A 13,522-nucleotide genomic window follows, 5' to 3' on the forward strand; every position below is an offset into this window, starting at 1 on the left:
GAATTTTTACATTCATGGCGACAATAAAAACTTGGTTCGATACCATTCGGCCTAAAACCTTACCTTTAGCGGTGGCAATTATTTTAACCGGTTCCGCCTTAGCACAATGGCATGGCACCTTGAGTTGGTCGGTCACGCTACTTTGTTTGCTCACGGCGACCTTGTTACAAATCGTCTCCAATTTTGCTAACGATTATGGCGATTATCAAAAAGGCTCCGATACCGCAGAACGTATCGGGCCGTTGCGTGGCATTCAGCAAGGTCAAATGACCGCCACCCAATTACGCAATGGCTTGATTGCGGTTTGTATTGCCAGTTTTGTTTCTGGTGCCAGTTTAATTGCGATTGCCTATGAAACCACGCAAGATTTGATTGCCTTTGCAATTCTCGGCATCTTAGCCATTTTCGCCGCCATTACCTACACGGTGGGCAAAAAACCCTATGGTTATTTAGGCTTAGGGGATATTTCGGTGTTCCTGTTTTTTGGTTTATTAGCTGTGTGCGGTACTTACTATTTGCAAGCCCATAGCCTAGATTGGTCGATATTCTTACCGGCCGCCGCCTGTGGTTTTCTCTCTACTGCGGTGTTAAATATCAATAATTTACGTGATATTGAACAAGATCGCAAAGCAGGCAAAAACACCTTAATTGTGCGTATTGGCCCTGAAAATGGACGGATTTATCACTGTCTATTATTAGCCAGTGCGGTGCTTTGTTATGCTGTTTTTGCGATTGTGCATAAGCCATTATTGCTGGTTATTATTGCGGTGATTGCCTTGTTATTAGCTAAACATGCTCGCTTTGTTTACCAACAAAAGGATCCGATGGCATTGCGTCCAATGTTAGGTAAAATGTCAATGTTGGCTTTACTTAGCACGGTTTTATTCAGTTTAGGCTTGCTAATTTTATAAGATCGGGCATATACTAAACGAAAATTTTGATATAAGGAAAATGCTATGCAAATTGATACGTCTTTACTCTGTGATATTTATCTTGATCAAGTGGATGTGGTGGATCCGATTTTTTCCAGTTTTGGTGGCGTGACAAATTTTTACGGCAAAGTCACCACGGTGAAATGTTTTGAGAAAAATGGCTTGATTGCAGAAATTTTAGAAGAGGACGGTGCCGGTCGAGTGCTTGTCATTGACGGTGGCGGTGCGGTGCGTCGAGCCTTAATTGACGCAGAATTGGCCCAATTAGCGGCAGATAACCGTTGGGAGGGCATTATCGTTTATGGTGCCATTCGTCAACTTGCAGAATTAGAAAATATTGAGATTGGTATTCATGCTCTCGCCCCAATTCCAGTGGGTGCAGATGAAGATAGTCAAGGGGAAAGTGATGTGCCAGTGAATTTTGCCGGCGTGACGTTCTTCCCTGAAGATCATGTGTATGCGGATTTAACCGGTATTATCTTATCCCAAGAACCTTTAGATTTAGATGAGCTAGAAAGCGAATAACACACAAAATAGTCATGAAGTGCGGTTAAATTTTGAAAAATTTTTAACCGCACTTTTTTATTTTATGATCGCCGTCACAAATCCATAAAAAAAGTATTGCTTTTTTTTAACAAGTTGCTAACGTGATATTGTTGATTGATTCAATACAAGGAGATTATGATGGAGTTCACCCCTGAGAAAAAAAACAGCCTAAACCCGAAAGGGATTATTCTGCTGTTAGATATTGTTTTATTTTTTGTGTTACTCAATGTGTTGCCCTTTGATCCAAAAGCGAACAAAGGCCTTGCCTTGCTGGCGTTTGTGGCGATTTTATGGCTCACCGAGGCATTGCATGTGACGATTACGGCAATTATCATCCCTATTCTGGCTATCGGATTAGGCTTAGTCACCACCAAAAATGCCTTAGTGGCCTTTGCTGACCCCACCATTTTCTTGTTCTTTGGTGGGTTTGCCTTAGCCACTGCATTGCATATTCAGAAACTGGATCGCTTAATTGCTAACCGTATTATGGCCTTAGCACGAGGACGCTTATTTGTTGCCACACTCTATTTGTTTAGCGTAACGGCATTCCTGTCCATGTGGATCAGCAACACGGCCACCGCAGCCATGATGTTGCCACTTGCCATGGGCGTATTAAGTCAGTTAGATCGTGAAAGAGAACATGGCACCTATATTTTCGTGTTATTAGGGATTGCATACAGTGCCAGTATCGGCGGTATGGGTACCTTAGTGGGTAGCCCACCGAATGCCATTGTGGCCTCGCAATTACATCTCACCTTTGCGGATTGGTTATGGTATGGGTTACCGATTATGATTGTGTTAATGCCATTAATGATTGGTACCCTTTATATCGTGTTTAAACCGAATTTAAACGTGCGTTTTTCTCAAACCTTTGAGCAAATTAGCATGACCAAAGATCGGGTAATTACCTTAATTATCTTTGTAGCGGTGGCTCTTTGTTGGGTATTCAGTAGTTCCATTAATCCAATGTTAGCCGGTTTGCTCGGTTTAGAGGGCAAAATTGCTAGCTTTGACAGCGTGGTGGCGTTATTGGCTGCGGTGTTAATTGTGGTCTTTAATGTGGCCTCTTGGAAACAAATTCAAGACAATACTGAATGGGGTGTATTAATGCTGTTCGGCGGTGGCTTGACGTTGAGTGCGGTGTTAAAAGATTCCGGTGCGAGTAAAATCATGGCGGACGGTATCGTGTTTGCCATTCAAGGTGGACATTACTACATTATCGGCTTAGTGGTGGCGGCCTTTATTATTTTCTTAACCGAATTTACCTCCAATACCGCCAGTGCCGCCTTGTTAGTGCCAATCTTTATTTCTATCGCCGAAGCCTTAGGTATGCCACCGATTGGGTTAGCCTTAATTATCGGTTTAGGTGCCTCTTGTGCCTTTATGTTGCCAGTGGCCACACCGCCGAATGCTATTGTGTTTGGTACCGGTGAAGTGAAACAAAGTGAAATGGTACGTGTGGGGATTATTTTAAATCTCGTCTGCGTGTTTGTGATTGCAACCTTTGGTTATTTGTTCTGGTTAAGTTAATACCTTGCAACACAAAAAAAGGGTTTTGCCTTACCGCAAAACCCTTTTTATTATAGCTAGACAACGTTTAGCTATAACAAAACCCCAGTTTTCACTGGGGTTAATTTTATCAAATAGAATCCAAAAACAGATTATTTTGTACCTGGAATACTGAAACGTTTGTTGAAACGTTCTACACGACCACCCGTGTCAACCACACGTTGTTTTCCTGTGTAAAATGGATGACAGTTGCCACAAACGTCTAAGTTTAAATCTTTGCCCACAGTTGAGCGAGTTTTGATTACGTTACCGCAAGAACATGTTGCAGTCACTTCTTTATATTCTGGGTGAATACCTTGTTTCATAGAAAACCTCAAATTGAAGCCATGTCGCTATAAGAACTATCCGAATTGAATATTCAAACACCACATGTGATTAATAATACGCTATCGAATTTTTGATTCAAATTCTGAAAGCACGAAAAAGATGACAAATTATACCGAAAAAAAGGAATTATTCAAGGGAGATTTTGTGCAAATATGTCTTAAACCAATGAATTCCATCTTCCATATCAAAATCTTTGGTATTATTTGAGTGGGCGATTTTTTCTTTAGTAAGGATACGATAATGAGGGATCGCAAGATTGGGATTGATCAATGGCGTCCACTGTCCTAAATTAGGTTCACAGTTGGCGAAAAAACTAATTAACGGTTTGTTGAACGCACAAGCTAAATGGAGTGATCCTCCGTCTACCGCAATGACGAAATCACTACTCGCTATCAAACTGAAAAATTCGGTTAAGCTCGTTTTTGGGGAGCATTGTATGGCTATTTCTGGGGCTGCTTGACACAATGTTTGTGCATATTCATTGGCGGTGGCGGTGTAGCTTAGTAGGCATTGTACTTTTTTGCATAGATCCTCAGATATTGCTTTCCGTAAAAAAGTCGCAAGTTCTTGTGGTGGGATCTGGCGTTTACTTCCTTGAGGGCAAAGCAATAGACGTATTTTGTGTGTTGACCAAAGTGCGGTAATATTTTCAGGTATTTTTTCGGGCATCTGAATGTCACTGCAAGGTGCGGGTAAATCTACGATTTCAGCGAGGAAAGAATGGCTTAAATAATGGCTTAACGGCGCATTATCTGCTTGCGGTGAATGGTAGTCATAATTTTTTATGTTATTGAGATTATAGTGCTTTTTATTATATTTGCGAAAGATCCAAATCCATTTTGGCTTGAGCAGCAAATCGGCAAATAAAGAGGATGAATTGAAATTATTTTCAAAATCCAATAATAAATCCCATTGTTTACGCTGTTTCAAATAATTCCCTAATTTTCGTGGGATCAACTGGTCGACAACCGGGCAATGGGCAAAAATCGCTTGATTAGTTGGGCTAACCAATACACCAATTTTGGCTTGTGGAAAAGCGGACTTGAGTTGTTTTAGATGGGCAGTATGCACTACGGCATCACCTAGTGCATAACCTAAAGGGCGAAACAAAATTGACTTGACATGCTGAGGCTGAAATGTTTCATTTGTCTTGTCTTGTCTTGTCTTGTCTTGTCTTGTCTTGTCTTGTCTTGTCTTGTCTTGTCTTGTCTATTCGGTAATAACGCCACTAATAATTTTTTAAATAGGCTCATAAAATTATTCTCATAAAATCGTTCTAAAAAATAAAAACTGAGCTGATTATATCTTAAAATTTTCCGCTATAATACCGATCAATTTTATTCCACAGAGAAAAATAAATGCAAATTGTTCGTGTCGCTTTAAATGTTCCGCTTATGCGTTGTTTTGATTACCTTTTACCACAAAAGGTAAGCATTCAAATCTGCGTGCGAGTGCTTGTGCCTTTTGGCGCACGAAAATTAGTGGGCGTGGTGGTAGAACTGCCCGAAACGTCGGATTTGCCACCAGAACAACTCAAACAAGTAATCGAAGTACTTGATGAACAATCTATTTTTAGCGAGCAATCATGGAAATTATTGCATTGGGCGGCAAATTATTATCATGCGCCGCTTGGTGAAGTGTTATTTTCGGCGTTACCAGTGAAATTGCGGAACGGTGAAAGTGCGGCGCAAAAATCGAAAATTTTGTGGAAAATCACCGCACTTGGTGAGCAAGCCTTGCAATCTCGCGCATTGGCACGTGCTAAAAAACAACAAGAGGCGTTGCAAGCCTTGACGGTGTCAGCGTTGGAAAAAGGCAATAATGATTTTAGTTCAGCCATTTGGTCTGCTTTAAAAGAAAAGCAATTTATTGAAGAAATTGAGCAACTTGTTCAGATAAAAACGTGGCAACAAACCTTAGGTGATTTGCCTGTGGCGAAAGCGGAAAATCGGTTAACGTTAAATAAGCAACAGGCGTTAGCGTTTACTCAGGTGATGTTTCAGCAAGGGTTTGGGGCGTTTTTGTTAGACGGGGTGACGGGGTCGGGCAAGACGGAAATTTATTTACAACTGATCGAAGAAACCCTAAAAAAAGGCAAGCAAGTGTTGGTATTGGTGCCTGAAATTGGCTTGACGCCACAAACGGTGCAACGGTTTCAATCTCGTTTTCATGTGGAAATTGACGTTTTGCATTCCAACTTAAACGATACGCAACGTTTGAATGTGTGGCAACGGGCGAAAACGGGGCAAAGTGCGGTGATTATTGGCACGAGATCGGCGTTGTTCACGCAATTTGCTGCGTTAGGGCTGATTATTTTAGATGAAGAACATGACAGCTCTTTCAAACAACAAGACGGTTGGCGCTACCACGCTCGAGATTTGGCGGTGGTGTATGCAAAACAGTTAGGCATTCCAGTATTGATGGGCAGTGCGACGCCGAGTTTAGAAACGGTACAAAATGCCCTTATGGGTAAATACCAACATTTATTGTTATCCAAGCGGGCGGGAAATGCGAGCATGGTGCAGAGTCAGGCCATTGATTTAAAAAGACAGAATGTCATCAATGGGTTATCCATTAGCTTATTGAAGAAAATGGACGAGCATTTACAAAAAGGCAATCAGGTATTGCTGTTTTTAAATCGCCGTGGCTTTGCTCCTGTTTTGTTATGCCATGAATGCGGTTGGATGGCGGAATGCCAACATTGCGACAAGCCGTTAACCTATCATCAACATCAGCGTGCTATGCGTTGTCATCATTGTGCCTCACAACGCCCCATTCCACGGCAATGTGCCCATTGTGGCTCAACCAATTTGGTCACCACAGGGCAAGGCACGGAGCAGTTAGAACAGACGCTACAAGAACGTTTTCCACAATACGGCATTACTCGAATTGATCGAGACAGCACGGCGCGCAAAGGCAAATTGGAAAGCCATTTAAACGATATTCAACAAGGGAAAAGCCAGATTCTCATTGGCACACAAATGTTAGCCAAAGGGCATCATTTCCCCAATGTGACCTTGGTGGCGTTAATCAATGTGGACAGTGGGCTGTTTTCGGTGGATTTTCGCGCGGAAGAACGTTTGGCACAGCTTTATATTCAAGTGGCAGGGCGTGCGGGACGGGCAGAAAAGCAAGGCGAAGTGGTATTACAAACCCATTATCCTGAACACCCGTTATTACAATGCTTATTGCAACAAGGCTATCCAGCTTTTGCGCAAGAGGCCTTGCAAACCCGCAAAATAATGGGCTTACCGCCCTTTAGTTCGCAAGCCTTATTTAAGGCACAAAGTCGCCAAAGTGCTGAGGCAGAGCGTTGTTTACAACAAATCGCTGATTATTTCTTGCAATGGAAACAGGCCAAAAATCAACCGCAGTTACAAATTCTCGGCGCCATGCCGGCACCTTTTGCCAAAAAAGCGGATCAATATCGTTGGCAGTTGCTGTTGCAACACCCGCAGCGTCGTGTATTACAGCAAGCCTTACGGGATTTTTATACGATGCCTGTTGAAAAATCGGGGCAAGTGCGGTTAAATTTAGACGTGGATCCGCAAGATCTGTCGTAATTTTCTAGCCAAATGCGCAATAATTGAGTAAAATTAGCGATTATTTTATCATTATTACTGTTCAAACAACCTATTATCGGAATATTATTGTGGCACAACGGGATTACGCCGCGCGTAGCGGTTCAAGAAAGAAAAAATCAGGCGTCAATAAATCACTCTTATTAACCCTTGCCATTGGCATTGTGTTGGTATTTGGGGTCGCGCTTTATTTGTTGAAAGAAAAAGCACCAGAGCCAGTGGTACAGAAAACCCCAACAGCCAGCCAAGAAGAAAAACATAAAAGCCAGTTGCCAAGCCGTATTGAGGAAACCTTTTCTTATATTAAAGAATTGGAAAGCCGTTCTATTACGCATAATCAGCCCGCCGAATTAAACGCCAGTCAAAAAGCCGAGTTAAAACGTTTACAGGAAGAAGAACAAGCCAGACAGGCTGCTTTGGAAAAACTCAAACAAGCCGAGGCCGCAAAAGCGGCGGCCGCAGAAAGTGCAGCAACGCAAGCAACAGCCAATGTGGTGGATGCGAAACCGGCCGAGGTGAGTGAGGAAAGTAAACTAAAAGCGGAACAAGAACGTCAAGTGGCCGAGAAAAAATTAGCGGAACAACGTAAAGCCGAGCAGAAAAAAGCGGAGCAAGCGAAAGCGGAACAAGCGAAAGCAGAAACCGCTAAAAAAGCGGAAAGCAAGAAAACCGAAACGCCTAAAAATACGGGTAAATTTGGTCTACAATGCGGCGCCTTTAATGACCGTGCAAAAGCAGAAAGTTTACAAGCCCGTTTAGCCATGGCAGGCTTGAATGCACGGATTACCGAAAGCGGTAAATGGAACCGTGTGGTGGTGGGGCCGATTGGTGATCGTCCGGCCGCGGTGTCTGCACAACAACAAGCCAGCTCGATAACAGGTTGTGTGGTAATTGGGATGTAGATCAGAGGACAGAGGACAGAATAAAAAGACAGAAAAAATTTCTGTCTTTTTTGTTGCTTAATTTTTGAAAATCATTAAAATGAACGAACGTTCATTCATTGTAAATGGAGTAAATTGCGTAAACTAGCCGATTTAGGCTAGTTTATTGTTTTTAATCAATTAGTTATGGGATTTTATGCAACATCCTGAATCAGAAATGGCGGAGCAGATTTTTATTGCAACGGAAAAATTAATGGCGGAATATGGCTTGCCTTATCTTTCCATGCAAAAAATTGCGAAAGAAGCCAACATATCTGCTGGTACAATTTATATTTACTTTAAAAGTAAAGAAGAATTGTTAGAGCAGTTTGCTCGGCGTGTGTTTTCCAGCTTTCAACGAGAAATTGCCAGAAACGTGGACGAAAGCAAGCCTTTTTTTGAGCAATATAAACAAATGTGGTTAAACATCTGGTCGCATTTGTTAAAAAATCAAATGATGGTGGCCAATATTCATCAATATCGTGCCTTACCCAAATTTAATGAAATTTGTCAGGAATTGGATAACCAAAATCTTTGGACAAGTTTTTGTAATAAAGCAAAACAAGCGGAGGTAATTTGTGATTTACCCGCGGATATTTTGTTTTCCATTAGTTTAGAAAGTGCGGTGAAATTATCCTTTAGAATGTTAGATTCTCGCGATAAAAACGCCCTTTCGGATGAAATCTTAGATGTGATTATTGAAAGAACGTGGCGTTCTATTCAAAAAGAAATTTAATTAGTTAGTTATTTACGGAGTTTTTATGACCCAAATTCAAACAAATAAGCCAAAACGTAGCCATGCTTTCTTATTGAAAGTGGGTTTGCTCGTGGCGGTCATTATTTTTATCGGTGTAATTGGTATGAATATGTTTAAAAACAAAATGATTGCCAATGCTATTGCCAATATGCCGGAATCAGTCAATCCTGTGACCGCCATGGAAATTACGGCTAAAGAATGGACGCCAGTGATTACCTCAACCGGTCTTGTTCGTCCGAATCAAGGGGCAATGTTAAGTGCAGAGGCCTCTGGCACCGTGAAACGTATTCTCGTTCAATCAGGCCAAACAGTGAATAAAGGGGATGTGTTGGTTGAATTAGATAATGATGTGGAAGTGGCCACCTTGCGTGCGACCGAAGCCCAATTACCGGCACTTCGCTTAACTTATCAACGTTATGCTAACTTATTGAAAACCCAATCTGTTTCGCAAACCGAATTTGATAATGCGAAAGCCAGCTATGATCAAGTGGTGGCCACCATCAATTCCTTAAAAGCCGCCGTTGAACGTCGTAAAATCGTGGCACCTTTTGCGGGTAAATTGGGGATTGTGAAAGTCAATGAAGGACAATATATCACCGTGGCCACCGAGATTGTGCGTGTAGAAGATACTTCATCTATGAAAGTGGATTTTGCCCTATCACAAAAACTGTTAGAAAACATTAAAGTGGGTCAAAAAGTCACCGCTACCGCAGACGCGCGTTTGGGTGAAACCTTTGCCGCACGTGTCACAGCCATTGACGCGGGTATCAGTTCATCTACTGGTTTAGTGGATGTGCAAGCGACCTTTGAACCAACTGACGGTCACAAATTACTTTCCGGTATGTTCACTCGCTTAAATATTGCCATGCCGACAAAATACAACCAAGTGGTAATTCCACAAGTGGCCGTAAGCTACAATATGTACGGTGAATTTGCTTATGTGTTGCAACCCTTAAGTGATGAAGATAAACAAAAATTAGCCGATAGTCCGACATTAGACAAAACCTATCGTGTGAAACAAGTGACGGTGAAAACCTTAGATCGCCAAGGCATTTATGCCCATATTAATCCGGGTGATTTAAACATTGGTGATAAAGTTGTTACCGCCGGTTTCCAACGTATTAGCAACGGCAGTTTAGTGGTTGTTAAGGATAAAGATGGCGTGGGTACAGAGCAACCAGCCGACAAAACCAATTTATAATTTAAGGGTGTAAATGAATGAAATTTACTGATATTTTTATTAAACGCCCGATTTTGGCGATTTCGATTAGTTTGTTGATCGTAATTCTCGGTCTGCAAGCAATTTCGAAATTGTCGGTGCGTGAATATCCAAAAATGACCACCACGGTAATCACGGTAAGTACCACTTATGCGGGGGCGGATGCCAATTTGATTCAAGCCTTTGTGACATCTAAATTGGAAGAAGCCATTGCGCAGGCGGATAATATTGACTATTTATCTTCCATCAGTAGTCCGAGTTCATCTCAGATTACGGTGAAAATGAAATTAAATACCGATCCGAGTGCTGCGTTGGCGGATGTGTTAGCAAAAGTTAACTCGGTGCGATCTGAATTGCCAAGTGATATTGATGACCCATCCATTACCTCCTCAACGGGTGGTTCGGGCTTGATGTATATTGGTTTTTTATCGGATAAACTCGATTCAAGCCAAGTGACCGACTATATTCAACGTGTGGTAAAACCGCAGTTGTTTACGGTGCAAGGGGTAGCAAAAGTCAATATTTATGGGGGAGCAGAATATGCTATGCGTATTTGGCTTGACCCACAAAAAATGGCCTCGCAAAATCTGTCTGCGCCACAAGTCATGAGTGCGTTAGCCGCCAATAACATTCAAACCGCGGCAGGTAGCTCAAACGGTTACTACAATGTTTACAAAAATAAAGTCGAAACCACCACGACCACCATTGAACAACTGAGCAACTTAATTATTGACACAGATGGCACCGACCTTGTGCGTTTGCGTGATGTGGCCACCGTTGAGTTAAATAAAGAAAGTGATGATACACGTTCCAGTGCAAATGGTCGTGAATCGGTGGTTATCGGGATTGAACCGACCTCGGACGCCAACCCATTAGACGTGGCCAATGATGTTTATCCTGTGTATGAACAAATTAAAAAACAAATGCCGGATAGTATTTCATCCGTTATTCTTTATGACCGTACTATTGCCATTAACAGCTCGATTAATGACGTAATCCATACCATTGTGGAAGCCGTGGTGATTGTATTAATCGTTATCTTAGCGTTTATCGGTTCATTCCGTGCCATTATTATTCCCATTATCACCATTCCAATTTCCATCATTGGGGTATTGTTCTTAATGCAAGGTTTTGGTTTCTCCATTAACTTGATGACCTTATTAGCCATGATTTTAGCTATCGGGTTGGTGGTGGACGACGCCATTGTGGTATTGGAAAACGTAGACCGTCATATCAAAGAAGGTGAAACCCCATTCCGTGCGGCGATTATCGGGACACGTGAAATTGCCACGCCGGTTATTTCCATGACCATTGCCTTAATTGCGGTGTATTCCCCAATGGCATTAATGGGCGGTATTACAGGGACATTGTTTAAAGAATTTGCCTTAACCCTTGCCGGTTCGGTATTTATTTCAGGTGTGGTGGCATTAACCTTATCACCAATGATGTCAGGTGCCATGTTGACCGATCAGCACAGCAGTTTTGAACAACGTGTTAATCGTACGCTAAATAAAGTGACCGATATTTATGGTTATTTGTTACACCTGATCATGGCGTCTCGTAAAGCGATTTTGTTATTCTCCGTGATCATTTTCGGTACGATTCCCGTATTATTAAATTCCCTTTCCAGCGAATTAACGCCGGCAGAAGATAAAGGGGCATTTATGAGTTTGGCGTTTGCACCGTCGAATATGAACGTGGATTATATTCAACAAGCCGCCAAACAATATGAACACATTATCAATGAAACCGAAGAAAACCAATTCTCGTTGGTGATTGCAGGGGCGCCGACATCCAATAAAGCCTTGATTATCACCACGTTAAAAGATTGGAAAGAGCGTAGCCGTAAACAACCGGAAGTCATGAATGAGTTAAATGCCAAAGCAAAAGCCATTCCAGAACTCTCGATTACCAACTTCGCCATGCCTGAAATTGATACAGGGGAGCAAGGGGCAAGCGTTGGGATAGTGTTAATGACCCCAAATGACAATAAAGAGTTAGCTCAGGTTTCACAAGAATTTATGCAAAAAATGCGTGATTCGGGCTTATTCGTGTTTATGAATGTTGACTTAACATACGATACCGCGCAAATGACCATTACCGTGGACAAAGAAAAAGCGGGTGCCTATGGCGTGAGCATGTCAGCGATTTCTAACACCTTAGGCAGTTATTTATCTGCTGCCACCATTACGCGCGTGGATATTGACGGCCGTGCCTATAAAGTGATTTCACAAGTAAAACGTGATGATCGTTTATCACCAGAAGCCTTTAATAACTATTATGTGTCTGCGTCAGACGGTACCAGTGTACCATTAAGTAGCTTGCTTAACTTTACCCTTGAACCCCAACCGGTTTCCTTGGGTAAATTCAGTCAGTTAAATGCAGCGACGATTAGTGCCGTACCTGCGCCAACCACCAAAGTGGGGGACGCCGTGGCTTGGTTACAAGCTGCAGCAAAAGAGTTACCAAAAGGTTATACCTATGACTTTAAAGGCGAATCTCGTCAGTTAGTACAAGAAGGTAGCTCCCTTGGTGTGACTTTCGCCCTTGCGGTTGTCATCATCTTCTTAGTGTTAGCCATCCAATTTGAAAGCTGGCGTGACGCCACGGTGATCTTGATCTCCGTGCCGTTAGCCTTAAGTGGCGCCTTGTTAGTGTTAAATATCCTCAGCCTATTAGGCGTCACAGGGGTGACACTCAACATTTACTCTGAAGTCGGTTTGATTACCTTGGTCGGCTTAATCACTAAACACGGTATCTTAATGTGTGAAGTGGCATTAGAAGAACAATTACATCATGGCGCAAGCCGAATTGACGCAATTGTGACCGCCGCCCGTCAACGTTTACGCCCAATCTTAATGACCACCGCAGCCATGATTGCCGGCTTGATTCCGTTGCTTTATGCCAGCGGTGCCGGTGCGGTCATGCGTTTCAGTATGGGTATTGTCATCGTGGCAGGTTTGGCTATCGGTACATTGTTTACCTTATTCGTCTTGCCAGTGATTTACTCTTACATTGCAAGCGAACACAAACCGTTACCTGAGTTTGATGAAAATGCACCGCGTGTGAGTGGTGGAAGTCATCACTAAAATTAACGCAAAATAAACCGCGGTTTTTAACAAATCTGTATCTGTTTAGGGTACAGATTTTTTTATTTTTGTGATCTTGATTCCAAAAAACGCACAAGAAACTGGCATGCTTTCGAGAATTTGCTAGAGTGAACGCTAGTTGATCACCAACAAGGAGAAAATGGGTATGTTTAATTTATTTCGTCAACCCTACGAAAACGACACTTTAAATGATTGGGCCAAGCTCAGTGTAGATATCGCGAAAGTTGCAATTTTAGCCGTTCCTGTTATGCTATATGGAGATATGTCAATGCTAGGAAAAATAGGTAATTCTATTTTACTGAGTGCAGGTGCTTATTTGGGGCTATACATGGGAAGAAGATTTCATCAACAGAAAGAGGAGAATAAATATGGGAAGTTGGGTTAACGAATGGACACCAGGATTAATGGTGTTTGTTGGAATAATGTTTGCAGGAGCGATTTTTGCCAGTCGTCTTTCAAAAGATAGTGTTTCAAATAAAGATAAGGACAAAGAGAAACATTAAGGTTGAGGCTTAAAATAGGACACGTTTTGTGTCCTTTTGTTTTTGTAATCATTGCTTA

The 13,522-nt window shown here is 42.1% G+C and carries 12 protein-coding genes; 10 read left to right on the forward strand and 2 right to left on the reverse strand.

What is annotated here, in order from left to right; all coding sequences use genetic code 11:
* Nucleotides 1-14: 14 nt before the first annotated feature.
* The 3 genes from ACTG7X_RS04420 (at nt 15) to ACTG7X_RS04430 (ending at nt 3,008) form a co-directional block, all read left to right on the forward strand.
* Nucleotides 15-911 carry a 1,4-dihydroxy-2-naphthoate polyprenyltransferase gene (locus ACTG7X_RS04420; RefSeq protein WP_439257316.1) on the forward strand — a complete coding sequence of 299 codons (897 nt, stop codon included), beginning with the start codon at nt 15-17 and terminating at the stop codon, nt 909-911.
* A 45-nt stretch (nt 912-956) separates the two neighbouring features.
* Nucleotides 957-1,457 carry a ribonuclease E activity regulator RraA gene (rraA, locus tag ACTG7X_RS04425; RefSeq protein ID WP_439243110.1) on the forward strand — a complete coding sequence of 167 codons (501 nt, stop codon included), beginning with the start codon at nt 957-959 and terminating at the stop codon, nt 1,455-1,457.
* A gap of 159 nt (nt 1,458-1,616) precedes the next feature.
* Nucleotides 1,617-3,008, forward strand: coding sequence for a DASS family sodium-coupled anion symporter (locus ACTG7X_RS04430; protein WP_439257528.1), 1,392 nt, complete (start codon nt 1,617-1,619; stop codon nt 3,006-3,008).
* 131 nt (nt 3,009-3,139) lie between these two features.
* On the opposite strand, the gene rpmE is transcribed toward ACTG7X_RS04430, so the two are convergent.
* Nucleotides 3,140-3,352, reverse strand: coding sequence for a 50S ribosomal protein L31 (gene rpmE, locus ACTG7X_RS04435; RefSeq protein ID WP_386692041.1), 213 nt, complete (start codon nt 3,350-3,352; stop codon nt 3,140-3,142).
* A gap of 148 nt (nt 3,353-3,500) precedes the next feature.
* Entirely contained in the window at nt 3,501-4,484 is a 984-nt protein-coding gene (locus ACTG7X_RS04440; RefSeq protein WP_439257317.1) for a glycosyltransferase family 9 protein, read from the reverse strand.
* 248 nt (nt 4,485-4,732) lie between these two features.
* Between ACTG7X_RS04440 and priA the strand changes: the two genes are divergently transcribed.
* From priA to ACTG7X_RS04475, 7 genes are all read left to right on the forward strand, one after another.
* Entirely contained in the window at nt 4,733-6,937 is a 2,205-nt protein-coding gene (gene priA / locus ACTG7X_RS04445) for a primosomal protein N' (RefSeq protein WP_439257318.1), read from the forward strand.
* A gap of 23 nt (nt 6,938-6,960) precedes the next feature.
* Nucleotides 6,961-7,857, forward strand: a complete 897-nt coding sequence (gene ftsN, locus ACTG7X_RS04450) for a cell division protein FtsN (RefSeq protein WP_439257319.1) — start codon at nt 6,961-6,963, stop codon at nt 7,855-7,857.
* Between the two features lie 175 nt (nt 7,858-8,032).
* Nucleotides 8,033-8,611 (forward strand): TetR/AcrR family transcriptional regulator, encoded by a 579-nt coding sequence (locus tag ACTG7X_RS04455; RefSeq protein ID WP_439257320.1) that lies wholly within the window; start codon nt 8,033-8,035, stop codon nt 8,609-8,611.
* 25 nt (nt 8,612-8,636) lie between these two features.
* The gene (locus ACTG7X_RS04460) at nt 8,637-9,833 is read left to right on the forward strand and encodes an efflux RND transporter periplasmic adaptor subunit (RefSeq protein WP_439257321.1); all 1,197 of its coding nucleotides are present in this window, start codon (nt 8,637-8,639) and stop codon (nt 9,831-9,833) included.
* Between the two features lie 17 nt (nt 9,834-9,850).
* Entirely contained in the window at nt 9,851-12,940 is a 3,090-nt protein-coding gene (gene acrB, locus ACTG7X_RS04465; RefSeq protein ID WP_439257322.1) for a multidrug efflux RND transporter permease subunit AcrB, read from the forward strand.
* A gap of 166 nt (nt 12,941-13,106) precedes the next feature.
* Nucleotides 13,107-13,346 (forward strand): hypothetical protein, encoded by a 240-nt coding sequence (locus ACTG7X_RS04470; protein WP_439257323.1) that lies wholly within the window; start codon nt 13,107-13,109, stop codon nt 13,344-13,346.
* Nucleotides 13,330-13,464, forward strand: a complete 135-nt coding sequence (locus ACTG7X_RS04475) for a hypothetical protein (RefSeq protein ID WP_439257324.1) — start codon at nt 13,330-13,332, stop codon at nt 13,462-13,464. The genes ACTG7X_RS04470 and ACTG7X_RS04475 overlap by 17 nt, the downstream gene beginning before the upstream one ends.
* Nucleotides 13,465-13,522 lie beyond the last annotated feature (58 nt).

The organism is Lonepinella sp. BR2271 (assembly GCF_051851515.1).
In the GTDB taxonomy this organism is placed as follows: Bacteria; Pseudomonadota; Gammaproteobacteria; order Enterobacterales; family Pasteurellaceae; genus Lonepinella.

Bases quoted from the DNA above. Each gene is read 5' to 3' on its own strand.
- ACTG7X_RS04475 (WP_439257324.1), top strand. From the start codon at position 13,330: ATGGGAAGTTGGGTTAACGAATGGACACCAGGATTAATGGTGTTTGTT.
- rpmE (WP_386692041.1), bottom strand. From the start codon at position 3,352: ATGAAACAAGGTATTCACCCAGAATATAAAGAAGTGACTGCAACATGT.
- ACTG7X_RS04420 (WP_439257316.1), top strand. From the start codon at position 15: ATGGCGACAATAAAAACTTGGTTCGATACCATTCGGCCTAAAACCTTA.
- rraA (WP_439243110.1), top strand. From the start codon at position 957: ATGCAAATTGATACGTCTTTACTCTGTGATATTTATCTTGATCAAGTG.
- ACTG7X_RS04455 (WP_439257320.1), top strand. From the start codon at position 8,033: ATGCAACATCCTGAATCAGAAATGGCGGAGCAGATTTTTATTGCAACG.
- ACTG7X_RS04430 (WP_439257528.1), top strand. From the start codon at position 1,617: ATGGAGTTCACCCCTGAGAAAAAAAACAGCCTAAACCCGAAAGGGATT.
- priA (WP_439257318.1), top strand. From the start codon at position 4,733: ATGCAAATTGTTCGTGTCGCTTTAAATGTTCCGCTTATGCGTTGTTTT.
- acrB (WP_439257322.1), top strand. From the start codon at position 9,851: ATGAAATTTACTGATATTTTTATTAAACGCCCGATTTTGGCGATTTCG.
- ACTG7X_RS04460 (WP_439257321.1), top strand. From the start codon at position 8,637: ATGACCCAAATTCAAACAAATAAGCCAAAACGTAGCCATGCTTTCTTA.
- ACTG7X_RS04470 (WP_439257323.1), top strand. From the start codon at position 13,107: ATGTTTAATTTATTTCGTCAACCCTACGAAAACGACACTTTAAATGAT.